The organism is Paraburkholderia sp. RL18-085-BIA-A (assembly GCF_046027075.1).
Taxonomy (GTDB): domain Bacteria; phylum Pseudomonadota; class Gammaproteobacteria; order Burkholderiales; family Burkholderiaceae; genus Paraburkholderia.
Genome location: NZ_JARESU010000033.1, coordinates 1 through 13660, shown reverse-complemented (window position 1 = coordinate 13660; position 13660 = coordinate 1). Strand labels below are relative to the sequence as shown.

At 62.2% G+C, this 13660-nt stretch carries 13 protein-coding genes and 1 pseudogene; 10 read left to right on the top strand and 4 right to left on the bottom strand.

From position 1 onward, the window contains the following. Positions 1 to 13: 13 nt before the first annotated feature. The 6 genes and pseudogenes from purN (at position 14) to nadC (ending at position 6528) form a co-directional block, all read left to right on the top strand. The gene (purN, locus tag P0D89_RS22560) at positions 14 to 667 is read left to right on the top strand and encodes a phosphoribosylglycinamide formyltransferase (RefSeq protein ID WP_408360960.1); all 654 of its coding nucleotides are present in this window, start codon (positions 14 to 16) and stop codon (positions 665 to 667) included. Beyond that, positions 664 to 1923, top strand: a complete 1260-nt coding sequence (locus P0D89_RS22555) for an RsmB/NOP family class I SAM-dependent RNA methyltransferase (RefSeq protein WP_408360962.1) — start codon at positions 664 to 666, stop codon at positions 1921 to 1923. Before purN ends, P0D89_RS22555 begins: the two co-directional genes overlap by 4 nt. A 72-nt stretch (positions 1924 to 1995) precedes the next feature. After that, positions 1996 to 2946: pseudogene (locus tag P0D89_RS22550) on the top strand (mechanosensitive ion channel family protein). 204 nt (positions 2947 to 3150) lie between these two features. Beyond that, complete coding sequence (locus tag P0D89_RS22545) at positions 3151 to 4347, top strand: DesA family fatty acid desaturase (protein WP_408360964.1); 1197 nt, start codon at positions 3151 to 3153, stop codon at positions 4345 to 4347. A 130-nt stretch (positions 4348 to 4477) separates the two neighbouring features. Further along, on the top strand, positions 4478 to 5617 hold the full coding sequence (gene nadA, locus P0D89_RS22540) for a quinolinate synthase NadA (protein WP_408360966.1): 1140 nt from the start codon (positions 4478 to 4480) through the stop codon (positions 5615 to 5617). After that, positions 5617 to 6528, top strand: coding sequence for a carboxylating nicotinate-nucleotide diphosphorylase (gene nadC / locus P0D89_RS22535; protein WP_408360968.1), 912 nt, complete (start codon positions 5617 to 5619; stop codon positions 6526 to 6528). Before nadA ends, nadC begins: the two co-directional genes overlap by 1 nt. Before the next feature lie 87 nt (positions 6529 to 6615). On the opposite strand, the gene nadB is transcribed toward nadC, so the two are convergent. From nadB to radC, 4 genes are all read right to left on the bottom strand, one after another. After that, the gene (nadB, locus tag P0D89_RS22530) at positions 6616 to 8214 is read right to left on the bottom strand and encodes an L-aspartate oxidase (protein ID WP_408377208.1); all 1599 of its coding nucleotides are present in this window, start codon (positions 8212 to 8214) and stop codon (positions 6616 to 6618) included. A 244-nt stretch (positions 8215 to 8458) separates the two neighbouring features. Beyond that, positions 8459 to 8626 (bottom strand): 50S ribosomal protein L33, encoded by a 168-nt coding sequence (gene rpmG, locus P0D89_RS22525; RefSeq protein ID WP_006050116.1) that lies wholly within the window; start codon positions 8624 to 8626, stop codon positions 8459 to 8461. Between the two features lie 10 nt (positions 8627 to 8636). Continuing rightward, complete coding sequence (gene rpmB, locus P0D89_RS22520; protein ID WP_007180631.1) at positions 8637 to 8870, bottom strand: 50S ribosomal protein L28; 234 nt, start codon at positions 8868 to 8870, stop codon at positions 8637 to 8639. A gap of 240 nt (positions 8871 to 9110) precedes the next feature. After that, positions 9111 to 9899: a RadC family protein gene (gene radC, locus P0D89_RS22515; RefSeq protein ID WP_408360970.1), complete on the bottom strand. Its 789-nt coding sequence runs from the start codon at positions 9897 to 9899 to the stop codon at positions 9111 to 9113. A 212-nt stretch (positions 9900 to 10111) separates the two neighbouring features. Here radC and P0D89_RS22510 point away from each other — a divergent pair, with 212 nt between their 5' ends. The 4 genes from P0D89_RS22510 to P0D89_RS22495 form a co-directional block, all read left to right on the top strand. Further along, positions 10112 to 10567 carry an FKBP-type peptidyl-prolyl cis-trans isomerase gene (locus P0D89_RS22510; protein WP_408360973.1) on the top strand — a complete coding sequence of 152 codons (456 nt, stop codon included), beginning with the start codon at positions 10112 to 10114 and terminating at the stop codon, positions 10565 to 10567. 2 nt (positions 10568 to 10569) lie between these two features. Next, positions 10570 to 11529 carry a 4-hydroxy-3-methylbut-2-enyl diphosphate reductase gene (gene ispH, locus P0D89_RS22505; protein ID WP_408360975.1) on the top strand — a complete coding sequence of 320 codons (960 nt, stop codon included), beginning with the start codon at positions 10570 to 10572 and terminating at the stop codon, positions 11527 to 11529. Between the two features lie 543 nt (positions 11530 to 12072). Next, positions 12073 to 13278, top strand: coding sequence for a branched-chain amino acid ABC transporter substrate-binding protein (locus tag P0D89_RS22500; RefSeq protein WP_408360977.1), 1206 nt, complete (start codon positions 12073 to 12075; stop codon positions 13276 to 13278). A 229-nt stretch (positions 13279 to 13507) separates the two neighbouring features. Further along, the coding region (locus P0D89_RS22495; RefSeq protein ID WP_408360981.1) for an ABC transporter permease subunit at positions 13508 to 13660 on the top strand (153 nt) is incomplete at its 3' end.

Here is a 13660-nt window from a genome sequence, read left to right as displayed (position 1 = left end):
ATAAAATCCGCCCATGAAAAAACTCGTCATCCTGATTTCGGGGCGGGGAAGCAACATGGAAGCCATTGTCCGGGCCTGTTCGGACGAAGGCTGGCCGGCGCAAGTCGCTGCCGTGATTGCCAACCGTCCTGACGCCGCGGGCCTTACGTTCGCGGCGTCGCACGGCATTGCCACGGCGGTGGTCGACCACCGCCAGTTTCCCGATCGCGACAGCTTCGACGCCGCGCTCGCAAAAGAAATCGACGGCTTTGCGCCGGACCTGGTGGTGCTCGCCGGCTTCATGCGAGTGCTCACGGACGGCTTCGTCGACCGTTACACCGGGCGCATGCTGAACGTGCATCCGTCGCTGTTGCCGAGCTTTCCGGGCCTCAAAACCCATCAGCAGGCGCTCGACGCGGGCGTGCGGCTGCACGGCGCGTCGGTGCATTTTGTCACGTCGCGGCTGGATCACGGGCCGATCGTCGCGCAGGTGGCCGTCCCCGTCGAAACCGGCGACACCCCTGCCACGCTCGCCCAACGCGTGCTGGCAACCGAACACATCATTTATCCACGCGCGGTGCGCTGGTTCGTCGAGGGGCGTCTTGCGCTCGACGGTCTGCGTGTCACGCTTACGCCGCCGGAGCCGCAATGGCTCTTTGCCGGTCACACCGCCGGAGAGGGCGCATGAGATTGCATGGTTTTCTGATTGGACAAACCGAGACTTTGCTGGCTGAAGTCCTGAGGCTCAACGGCCCCGCCGACGCCACTACCAGCAGGTTCTTCCGCGCGCATCCGAAACTCGGCCACGGCGAGCGCGGCGTGATCGCCGAGGCGGTGTTCGCGGTGCTGCGCCGCCGGATGGAATTCGCCCACCTCGCGGAAAGCGGCGCGGGCAGCCCGGCGCGCCGCATGGCCCTGCTGGGCCTGATGCAGACGGCGGGGCGCTCGGCGCTCAAGCCGTTCGTGTCGGACGCGGAGTCGAAGTGGCTCGAGCACGTCGCGATGATCGACCCGGAAAGCCTGCCGCTGCGGATTCGCCTGAATCTGCCCGACTGGATCTATCAGGCGCTGAGCAAGCGTTTCGAAGCCGCGGAACTGGCGCAACTGGCCGCCGCGCTGAACTACCCAGCGCCGCTGGATCTGCGCGCGAACCCGATCAAGGCGAGCCGCGACGACGTGCTGAACGCGCTGTCGAAGGCCGGCATCGAGGCCGGCGCGACGCCGTTCGCGCCGTTCGGCGTGCGCGTGGTCGGCAAGCCGCCGCTCACCAAGCTCGACGCGTTCCAGCACGGCTGGCTCGAAGTGCAGGACGAGGGCAGCCAGTTGCTGTGCTCGCTGGTCGCGCCCAAGCGCGGCGAGATGATCGTCGACTTCTGCGCGGGCGCGGGCGGCAAGACGCTGGCGCTGGGCGCGGCGATGCGCTCCACCGGTCGTCTGTACGCGTTCGACATCTCCGAGCGGCGTCTGGCCAAGCTCAAGCCGCGCCTCGCCCGCAGCGGGCTGTCGAACGTGAATCCGGTGCTGATCGACAGCGAGCACGACGCGAAGATCAAGCGCCTGGCCGGCAAGATCGACCGCGTGCTGGTCGACGCGCCGTGCAGCGGGCTGGGCACGCTGCGCCGTAATCCGGACCTGAAGTGGCGCCAGTCGCCGGATTCGGTCGCCGAGCTGGCGCCGAAGCAGGCGTCGATTCTGGCGAGCGCGGCACGTCTGGTGAAGAAGGGCGGCCGGCTCGTTTACGCCACCTGTTCGATTCTCGAAGCTGAAAACGAAGCGGTGGTGCAGCAGTTCCTCGCCAATCATCCGGACTTCGCACTGGTGCCCGCGCGCGACGTGCTGGCCGAGCAGCGCATCGAGCTGGAAATGGGCGACTACCTGTCGCTGTGGCCACACCGTCACGCGACCGACGGCTTCTTCGCCGCCGTGCTGGAACGCCAGAGCTAAGCGCAACGGGCTTTGGCCGGCGCGCGCGGGTTCGCAGCTCAACCCGCGCGTGCAGACGATTCCGTCGACATCATGGAAAACCGCATTTTCTCTCACATGTTCGGCGACCTCGCGCGCGACTTCGGCCAGCCCGTGATGCTGTGGCAGGCCGGCATCCTGCTCGCGACGCTCGCCATCGCGTGGCTGCTCGCGCGTCTATTGCGCCGCACGCTCGAACTGCGCCGGCAGTCGCGCTACCAGACCTTGCAGTTTGGCGCGGAAAGCTTGAATCGCGCGGCCTTCCCGCTGATCGGCGCAGCGCTGGTGTGGCTCGCCCGTGCGATCACCGGCCAGTTCATGCACACCTCGCTGCTCGATCTGGCGCTCGTGCCGCTGTTCGGCATCGGCTTGATCTACATCGTGTTTTTCTTCGCGCGACGGTCTTTAGCCGGGACGGCGAGATCCATCCGTGGCTGTTCCTCGTCGAGAAGGTCGTCTCGGCGCCGGTCGCTGCGCATCGGCGACACGATCAACGTGAGCGGCCTGCAAGGCATGGTCACGCAGATCCGCACCCGCTATACGGTGGTGCGCGGGCTGGACGGCATCGAGACCCTGATTCCGAACGAAAAGCTGATTACGGACGTGGTGCAGAACCAGTCATCGTATTTGACGCGCGGCTATGCGAAGGTGGCCGTGCAGGTCGCGTACGCGTCCGACGTCGAGCACGCGATGGGCTTGCTCGCCCGCGCCGCCGAGGGCGTGCCGCGCGTGCTGCGGGAGCCGGCGCCGACGCCGTATCTGGCGAGCTTCGGCCAGGACGGCATCAATCTCGAATTGGACTTCTGGATCGAGGACGCGGCAACCGGGACCTCGGGTGTGCGCTCGACCGTGAACCGTAACATCTGGCGACTGTTCTTAGAACACGGCATCTCGATTCCGTTCGCGCAACGCGAAGTGCGAATCGTCGGCAACGCTGCCGACGCGAGCCTGGTGCCGGTAACAATGACCGCTCCCGCGGCCAGTCAGGCGGAGAGCGCCCGCTGACGGGGCATAACGAACCTGCCGGCAAGGCTATATTTAGCGTCGGCGGGCTTGGGTGCACTTGATACCGCACAAAAAATCCCTATTTGTTACAAACACTTGGAACGCTTCAAGTAGAATATCGTCCAATCCCGCTGTATGCTTTCACTTTCTTGACACGCGCCTTTTGCGTGTGCCTCGTATCTCTTGTTCCACAGGTAAATTGCCTTGTTGAATTCCTTGCTTGATTTCCTTGCCCACGGCCTGCTGCACTTCTCGTGGTGGCAACTCGTCGTGTACACGCTGGTCGCGACGCACATTACCATTATCGGGGTGACGGTCTATCTGCACCGCTGCCAGGCGCACCGCGCACTGGAGCTACACCCGATCGCCAGTCATTTTTTCCGCTTCTGGCTGTGGATGACCACCGGCATGCTGACCGGCCAGTGGGCCGCGATTCACCGTAAGCACCACGCCAAGTGCGAAACCGAAGAAGATCCGCACAGCCCGCAAACGCGCGGCATCTGGAAGGTGCTGCTCGAAGGCGCGGAACTGTATCGCACCGAAGCGAAGAACGAAGAAACGATGCGCAAATTCAGTCACGGCACGCCGAACGACTGGATGGAGCGCAACGTGTACACCAAGTACCCGATTCTTGGCGTGAGCCTGATGATGGTGCTGAACGTCGCGCTGTTCGGCGTCGTCGGACTGACGATCTGGGCCGTGCAGATGGTGTGGATTCCGTTCTGGGCCGCCGGTGTGGTCAACGGCCTCGCGCACTTCTGGGGCTATCGCAACTTCAATTCGTCGGATGCGAGCACCAACATTTTCCCGTGGGGCATCATCATCGGTGGTGAAGAGCTGCATAACAATCACCACACGTATGCAACGTCGGCCAAGCTGTCGAACAAGTGGTACGAGTTCGACATCGGCTGGATGTACATCCGCATCATGTCGGCGTTGCGCCTGGCCAAGGTGAAGAAGGTCGCGCCTACGCCGCGTCTGACCACCGGCAAGCTGGTGCTCGATCAGGACACGCTGCAGGCCGTGCTGGCAAACCGCTATGAAGTGATGGCCCGCTACGGTAAGGCGCTCAAGCGCGCGTATCGTCAAGAGCTGGCGCATCTGAAGGAAGTCGGCGCACGCGAGAAGTATCAGGTCATGCGTGGCGCCCGCAGCTGGTTCCATAAGGAAGAAGCGGGGCTCGACGAGCCGCAGAAGCGTCTGTTGCCGCAGATCTTCGCGAACAGCCAGAAGCTCAAGACCTACATCGACATGCGCAATGAACTCGCGGCAATGTGGGAGCGCTCCAACACGTCGCGCGACCAATTGCTGATCCAGTTGCAGGACTGGTGTCATCGCGCTGAGCAGAGCGGTATCAAAGCGCTACAAGACTTCGCGATGCGACTGCGTCGTTATGCTTGATCGCGAAATCCATTAAAATTTCGTTACGTCACAAAACCCCGCGTTGGCGGGGTTTTGCTTTTTGGGCCGCGGAAATTGCAACGACACGAGATTGACGGTCGGCGGCGGCAGAGCGAAGGCAGAGGAAATCATGGATCAACAGGCGATCAGGACGGTCGAATATGACCGGCCGCAAGCGCAGGGCACAACCTGCGGGATCGGGCAGGCGTGGGCGAAGGTGCCCGACATGCCGTCGGCGGCAGAGAAGGTGGCGCTGAAGGCGCGCATCCGTGCATTGCTTGAGCGCGAAAAGGCTGTGCTTGTCGCACACTATTATGTCGACGCGGAGTTGCAGGAGCTTGCCGACGAGACCGGCGGCTGCGTAGCCGACTCGCTCGAGATGGCGCGTTTCGGACGCGATCACGCGGCGCAAACGCTCGTGGTGGCAGGCGTGCGCTTCATGGGCGAGACGGCGAAAATCCTCAGTCCGGACAAGCGCATTCTGATGCCGGACCTGGACGCGACCTGTTCGCTCGACCTTGGCTGCCCGGTGGACGAATTTTCCGCGTTCTGTGACGCGCATCCGGATCGCACGGTGGTCGTGTATGCGAACACCAACGCGGCGGTCAAGGCGCGCGCGGACTGGATGGTGACGTCGTCGATCGGGTTGGAGATCATCGCTGATCTGCACGCACGCGGCGAAAAGATCATCTGGGCGCCGGACCGGCATCTCGGCAGCTACATCCAGAACAAGACCGGCGCGGACATGCTGCTGTGGCAGGGCTCTTGCCTCGTGCACGACGAATTCAAAGGTATCGAACTCGATCTGCTGCGCGCCGAATATCCGGGCGCCAAAGTGCTCGTACATCCGGAATCGCCGGCTAACGTGGTCGCGCAAGCGGATGTGGTCGGTTCGACCACTCAGCTCATCGACGCCGCGCAAAAACTCGACGCGACGCATTTCATCGTCGCGACCGACCTCGGCATTCTGCACAAGATGCAACTCGCCGCGCCGGGCAAGACGCTGATCGCCGCGCCGACGGCCGGCAATAGCGCCACCTGCAAGAGTTGCGCGCATTGCCCGTGGATGGCGATGAACGGCCTCGCGAATCTGGCCGACGTGCTCGAGCGCGGCCACAACGAAATTTTCGTCGATCGGGCGATCGGCGAGCGGGCGCGTTTGCCGATCGACCGGATGCTGGATTTTGCCGCGCGTCACAAGAAGCGCGTACAGGCAAGCGGCGATCTTGCGCGCGACGCACAACTGTATTCGAACGTGGGGGCAGCGTAATGGGGGCCGTTCAGGAAGCGCTTGGGCGCAATCGGACCGACGCGGTGTCGCCGCTGTTCGCTGAGATTCACGCGCAGTACGGCGCGGCGTTCGATGCCGCGCTGACGCGTAATGTCGCTGACGCGCTGGCCGAAGATATCGGCGCGGGCGATCAGACCGGCCGCCTTGTTCCCGCCGACGACATGCGCAATGCACGCATCATCGTTCGTGAGGACGCGGTGCTGTGCGGTGTGCCGTGGTTCAACGCGGTGATGCGCGAGGTCGATTCGCGTATCGAGGTGCAGTGGCTCTACCGCGAAGGTGACCGGATGGCCGCGGATACGCCGGTATGCGAACTGCTCGGCCCCGCTCGCGCGTTGCTGACCGCGGAGCGCAATGCGCTGAACTTCCTGCAACTGCTATCGGGCGTGGCGAGCGCGACGCGCCGCTATGTCGACGCGATCGCTCACACGCACACGCGCATTCTCGACACGCGCAAGACCTTGCCTGGCTTGCGGCTCGCGCAGAAGTACGCGGTGCGCGTGGGCGGCGGGGCGAATCAGCGGCTCGCGTTGTACGACGGCATTCTGATCAAGGAGAACCACATTGCCGCCGCAGGCGGTGTGGGTGCGGCGATGGACGCGGCGCTCGCGTTGAATGCGGGAGTCTCGATCCAGATTGAAGTCGAGACGCTCGAGCAATTGGAGACCGCGCTGGCGCATCGCGCGCAATCCATTCTGCTGGACAACTTCTCGTTCGACGCGATGCGCGATGCGGTCCGCATCACGGCGGGGCGGGCGGTGCTGGAGGTGTCCGGTGGCGTGAACTTCGAGACCGTGCGGACGATCGCGGAAACGGGCGTCGATCGTGTGTCGATCGGGGCGCTGACGAAAGACGTGCGCGCAACGGATTACTCGATGCGGATCGTGTGACGCTTGCGCGTTAGCGCAAGCAGACCTTGGAGAAAAGCCATCGCCGGATTCATCCGGCGATGGCTTTTTTGTTTCAACTCAGAGTCATCACACGGTGCGATTGCGCACGTATTCCGGCGATAGAACCGTCGGCAGTGCTTTGGGTAAGGTGGCCGGCCAGTCGCGGCTGAAATGCAGGCCGCGGCTCTCACGCCGTGCGCGCGCGCCCTCGACAATCAGCGACGCGACGTCGACCAGATTGCGCAGTTCGAGCAGATCGCGGCTGACCTTAAAGTTCGCGTAATACTCATGGATCTCGTCGCGCAGTAGCGTGAGCCGATGCTTCGCGCGCGCGAGCCGCTTGTCGGTACGCACGATGCCGACGTAATTCCACATCAGCCGGCGCAGTTCGTCCCAATTGTGCGCGACCACGACTTCCTCGTCGGGATCGGAGACGCGGCTTTCATCCCAGTCCGGCAACGGCGCATGGACGGCCGCGCTGAAGCCTTCTTCCTCGATCGCTTGCGCAGCGGAGCGGCCGATCACGAGACATTCGAGCAGCGAGTTGCTGGCCAGCCGGTTCGCGCCGTGCAGGCCGGTGCAGGACGTCTCACCGACGGCATACAGTCCGGCTAGGTCGGTGCGGCCCGCCAGATCGGTGACGACGCCGCCGCACGTGTAGTGCGCGGCCGGCACGACCGGGATCGGCTGCTTCGTGATGTCGATGCCGAACTCCTGGCAGCGAGCCAGAATCGTTGGGAAGTGCTCGCGCAGAAATTCAGGCGGCTGGTGGCTAATGTCGAGGTACACGCAGTCGATGCCGCGCTTCTTGATTTCGAAATCGATCGCACGCGCGACGATGTCGCGCGGCGCGAGTTCGGCGCGCTCGTCGTGATGCGGCATGAAACGCGTGCCGTCCGGCAGCTTCAGCACACCGCCTTCACCGCGCACCGCTTCCGAGATGAGAAACGACTTGGCGTACGGGTGGAACAGGCAGGTCGGGTGGAATTGAATGAATTCCATGTTCGACACGCGGCAGCCGGCCCGCCATGCCATCGCGATGCCGTCGCCCGTCGCCGTGTCGGGGTTGGTGGTGTAGAGATAAACCTTGCCGGCGCCGCCGGTGGCGAGCACCGTATGCGGCGCTTCGATCGTTACAGTCCGGCCGCTTTGCAGATCGAGCGCGTACAGCCCATGACAACGGCGGCCGGGCAGACCGAGGCGGTCGGACGTAATCAGATCGATCGCGTAATGATCTTCGAGCAGCGTGATGTTAGGGTGGCGGCGCACGCGTTCGCTGAGGGTGGCAACTACGGCGTGGCCAGTCGCATCCGCAGCATGAATGATCCGGCGATGGCTATGGCCACCTTCGCGCGTCAGATGAAAGCCAAGTTCGGCGGCGTCATCTTTGGTGAACGGAACGCCTTGCCCGATCAGCCATTCGATCGCGGCCCGCCCATGCTCGACGATGAAGCGAGTGGCCGCCTCGTCGCATAGGCCGCCGCCGGCAACCAGCGTGTCGCTCACGTGATTTTCGATGCTGTCCGCCGAATCCAGCACCGCGGCGATGCCGCCTTGCGCCCAGTCGCTTGCGCCTTCGGTCATCGATCGCTTGGCGATCACCGCAACCCGCCGGGTCTCCGCAAGATTGAGCGCGACGCTCAAACCAGCCAGACCGCTACCGACAATCGCCACATCGAATTCCATTGCCTACATCTCCGTCTTTCGTTTTGCCGTGACGGCGCGCATTTGCCCGCCGCTAAAACGAGAAAGGATACGCGTGGCAGCGGACGAGGGAAAGCTGGCCGAACAAGATAAGACTGATCGAGAGGGAGGAGACCCGATAAACGACGCATGCCGACGCAGTAAGGACTCGCAAAAACAAAAAAGCCTCGCGCGGGTGCGAGGCTTTTTTGCATGTCTTTTGCCTTCGTCAGGCAGAAACCAAGATTTACTTGATCTTCGTTTCTTTGTAGTCAACGTGCTTACGGACGACCGGATCAAATTTCTTGATCAGCATCTTTTCCGGCATGTTGCGTTTGTTCTTCGTCGTCGTGTAGAAGTGACCCGTGCCTGCGGTCGATTCCAGCTTGATCTTGTCGCGTGCGCCTTTCGCCATGATTTACTCCTTAGGCTTCACCGCGTGCGCGCAGATCTGCGAGCACAGCGTCGATACCGTTCTTGTCGATCAGGCGCAGGCCGGCGTTCGAGACGCGCAGACGCACCCAACGGTTTTCGCTTTCCACCCAAATGCGGCGGTTTTGCAGGTTCGGCAGGAACCGGCGCTTGGTTTTGTTGTTCGCGTGGGAAACGTTGTTGCCGCTCATCGGCGCTTTCCCAGTTACTTGGCATACGCGTGCCATGAGAGCACTCCTAATACGCTAATTCTGAGTTCGAACGCCGTGAAAGTTTCCCGAAAAGAGCCGCGCTTAAGTTCCTGGAACTAGAGTCGCTTGGTCCTTCCCGGAACGCCTTGATGGCTTCGGAACAGGGGGTTGGAAATAGGCAAACCGGAATTATAGCGGAAAAAAAGCCGCAAAATCAAACCTTATTTGCGATGCCGGACACGGCATATCGCGCGTACGGCCCTGGTTCGTGCGCAATCATGGCCAGCCGGCGCGCGCGAACGAGTAGACGCTGTCGGCGCCGATCACCAGATGGTCGATCAGTTGCACGTCGATCAAAGCCAGCGCCTCCCGCAGCGTGTGCGTCAGACGGCAGTCGCTCGCGCTCGGCTGGACGGCGCCCGAGGGGTGATTGTGCGCGACGATCAGGCTCGCGGCGTTCACGCTCAGCGCGCGCCGCACGATTTCGCGCGGATACACCGCCATGCGCGTGAGCGAACCTTGCGCGCTTTCCTCGCAGCGGATCAGCCGATGCCGGGCGTCGAGAAAGAGCGACACGAAAACTTCCTGTGGACGGCCGCCGATCAGCAGGCGCAGGTAGCTTTCCACGGCTTCGGGCGAGTTCATCAGCGAGCGCTTGCGCATTTTATCGTCCAGCGAGCGGCGCGCCATTTCCATGATCGCAAGCAGTTGCGCCTTTTTCGCCGGCCCGAGGCCGCGGATGCCGTCGAAGTCCGCGTAAGTCGCGTCGAGCATCGCGCGCAGCGAGCCGAAACGGTCGAGCAATGCCCGCGCGACGCTGAACACGTCGTGACCGGGCAGGCCCGAGCCCAGCACCAGCACGATCATCTCGGTGTCCGAAAGCACGCTGGGCCCGCGTTCGATCAAGCGCTCACGTGGCATGTCGTTTTTGTGCCATTTGCCGCGCACGAGCGCTGAAGGCCCGCGCTGCGCACTTTCGCCGGCTGGGTCGACGACGCGCACCCGCGGACCAGGCGGCGGCGCCTGCGTGGGCGCATCGTCAATTGTGCAGACATAATCGGTCATATAGATAGAATCCTCCGCTTCGGGTTGGTGGCGCGGGACGGCGCCGCGGCCATGCCGCCATGCGCGCGACTGACCCAAGCCGCCGCCCGCTATGTGGCTTACAATAGACGCTTTGCGCACGGCACCCCGATGGACTGCCGCACGCGTGAACTGCGGCGTCAACTGCGTCTGCGGCGCATGCGTGGAGCGCGCTTCGACTGAGCGAGCATTGCATGAGCATCATCGACATTTCCGAAGTGAAGCCCGGTTCACACGTGACGCTTCATTACCGGCTTTCCCTTGCCGATGGCGCCGAAGTCATCAACACTTTCAACGACAAGCCGGCCACGCTGCTGCTCGGCGCGGGTCAACTGGCGCCGCCGCTGGAAGACATTTTGCTGGGTTTGAAGGTGGGCCACCATTCGACCTTTCAGCTAGCGTCGGGTCAGGCGTTCGGTCCCCGCAATCCGGAGCTGATCCAGCGCGTGTCGCTGGCCACACTGCGCGAAAACAGCATGATCGGCGAGGATTTTTCGCCGGGTGATCTGATCGAATTCAACGCGCCGGGCGGCGGTCGCTACGCCGGTGTGCTTAAGGAAGTCGGCGAGACGTCGGCCCTGTTCGATTTCAACCATCCGCTTGCCGGCCAGGCGCTGGCGTTTGAAGTGAAAATCATCGGGATTCTGTAAACATGAGCATCACGGATACGACTCTTGCCGAAACCGAGATTCTGCTGGCGCAGCCGCGCGGATTTTGCGCCGGCGTCGATCGGGCGATCGAGATCGTCGAGCGGGCCATCAAGCTGCATGGTTCGCCGATCTACGTGCGCCACGAAATCGTCCATAACGCCTATGTGGTCGAAGATCTGCGCAAGAAGGGTGCGATCTTTATCGAACGGCTGGAAGAGGTGCCGGCCGGCAACACGGTCATCTTCAGCGCGCATGGCGTGTCAAAAGCCGTGCGCTCGGAAGCCGAGTCGCGCGGCCTGCGGGTGTACGACGCCACCTGTCCGCTCGTGACCAAGGTGCATATCGAAGTCGCGAAGATGCGCCAGGACGGCTTCGACATCGTGATGATCGGCCACAAGGGCCACCCGGAAGTGGAAGGAACGATGGGGCAGGCGGGCGAGGGCATGCATCTCGTCGAGGACATCGAAGACGTGCAGGCCTTGCAGCTGGCCGATCCGGAGCGGATCGCGTTCGTCACGCAAACCACGCTGTCGGTCGACGACGCGGCCGAAATCATCGGCGCGCTGAAGGCGAAGTATCCGTCTATCCGTGAGCCGAAGAAGCAGGACATCTGCTACGCCACGCAGAACCGCCAGGACGCGGTGAAGTTCATGGCGCCACAATGCGACGTCGTGATCGTGGTCGGAAGTCCGAATAGTTCAAACTCCAACCGGCTGCGCGAGCTGGCCGAAAAGCTCGGTGTGCCTGCCTATATGGTGGATTCTCCCGATCAGATCGATCCGGTCTGGGTCGAGGGCAAGCGCCGCATCGGCGTGACGGCCGGCGCGTCGGCGCCGGAGGTGCTGGCCCAAGCGGTGATCGCCCGGTTGCGCGATCTCGGCGTGCGCAACGTGCGCGCGCTTGACGGCATCGAGGAAAACATCGCGTTTCCGCTGCCGCGAGGACTGGGTCTGCCGGCCTGACAATTAGCCGGCCGTGTCGAAAGGAAAGCGCGCTCAAGGGCGCGCTTTTTTTACGTCCGTAGCCTCTCCTCAGTTTCCCTTCAATAAAGTGCCAGATCACTAGATCAAGCGGCTTTAAGTGGCCTTGCGCACAATTTCTTTTGAATTGTGATTCGGCCTTTTATTGTTTTTTCGATGATACGTCCCCGTTTTTGGACCGTCAATCCGTTGTGCTGAATTTTGACGCACTAAAATAGTGCGTCATCCTCGATATCGCGCGAAAGGTAATACTTAACGCGAAGCGCGGTGTAACAAGCAATCGCGGCGATGCGCCACAACACTTGATGCCATTGGCTCCGGCCATGGTGCAACTGATGCGCGAAAAAAAGGCGCAACCAGGTTGCGCCTTTTAATGGATCTTGCGTCCAAAATAAGGTTGCAATGCAGGAAAACCCTGCCGGTTCAACAATATTGTTAGCCCCAAAATTGGAGTTACAATGCGCGCGTTCTCAAGGCCTTAAGGTCCCGAACAATGGATTTTGCAAGGCGCAGGAGACCTACTTAATGCGAGTCAAATTTGCTTACGCCGTGTCCATCGCGACAGCGGTTGCGATGTTGACCGCGTGCGGCAAGAAACAGGAAGGCGAGGCGGAAGCGGGTGCGTCGGCGGCTGCGGTTGCGGTTGCGGCGGCCCCCGCGAGTGAAGCGACTATCGTAAAGATCGGTCATGCGGCCCCTTTGACGGGCGGCATTGCGCATCTCGGAAAGGACAACGAAAACGGCGCACGTCTGGCGGTCGAGGAAATCAATGCGCAAGGTTTGACGATCGACGGTCACAAGATCCAGTTGCAGCTCGACGCGCAAGACGATGCGGCGGACCCGAAAACGGGTACCGCGGTCGCGCAGAAGCTGGTCGACGATCACGTGGTCGCGGTGGTCGGGCATCTGAATTCGGGGGTGTCGATTCCGGCTTCGAAGATCTATAGCGATGCGAGCATCGTGCAGATCTCGCCGTCGTCGACCAATCCGGCATACACGCAGCAGGGTTTCAAGACGACCTACCGGGTCGTCGCCACCGACGCGCAACAAGGGCCGGCGCTCGCCAATTACGCCACGAAGGCGTTGGGCGCCAAGCGCATCGCCATAGTGGACGATGCAACCGCCTACGGTAAGGGGCTCGCGGACGAATTCGCGAAGACCGTCGAGGCGAGCGGAGCGAAAGTCGTCGCGCGGGAGGCGACGAACGACCGGGCCACGGATTTCCGGGCCATTCTCACAAAGATCAAGAGTGTTCAGCCGGACGTGATCATGTTCGGCGGCATGGACGCGACGGGCGGGCCGTTTACGAAGCAGGCGGCGGCGCTCGGTATCAGGGCAAAAATCCTTGGCGGCGACGGTGTGTGTACCGACAAGGTGGGTGAGCTGGCGGGAACCGCCGTGCAAAACCTGGTCTGTTCGGAGGCAGGACTCGCGCTTTCGAAAATGGACCGCGGAGCGGACTTCGAAAAGAAGTACGAGGACCGCTTCCACACGCCGGTGCAGATTTACGCGCCGTTCACGTATGACGCTGTGTACGTGATCGTCGATGCAATGAAGCGCGCTAATTCGATCGAGGCGCCCAAGGTGCTGGCTGCGATGCCGTCGACCGATTACATCGGAGTAATCGGTCACATCGCGTTCGACGACAAGGGTGATTTGAAAGAGGGCGCCATTACGCTTTACGACTTCAAGGACGGCAAGAAAGCCGTTCTCGACGTCGTGAAGATGTGATGACGGGACGTTCAGCCTGACGGCACCGAACCACCCAACGGTGCCGTTTTTGGATCCGTCCAAAGGCAAGCCCGCGACCGCATCCCGGTCGTCAGGGCGAACCGGCGGCGGATAACCCTTACCGGTCTTTTACATCAGTACCCGCAGTGCCGTTGAGATTCCGTAGCGCATCACCGCCCACCGGCTGATGAAGAACGCGAATCCAGTCGCACGGGCTAAGGAGCATTAAATGGATATCTTCATCCAGCAGATCCTAAACGGACTGGTGCTTGGCAGCGTTTACGCCATCATCGCACTGGGCTATACGATGGTTTACGGCATTCTGGGCATCATCAACTTCGCTCACGGCGATGTGTTGATGGTCGGCGCGATGGTCGCGCTC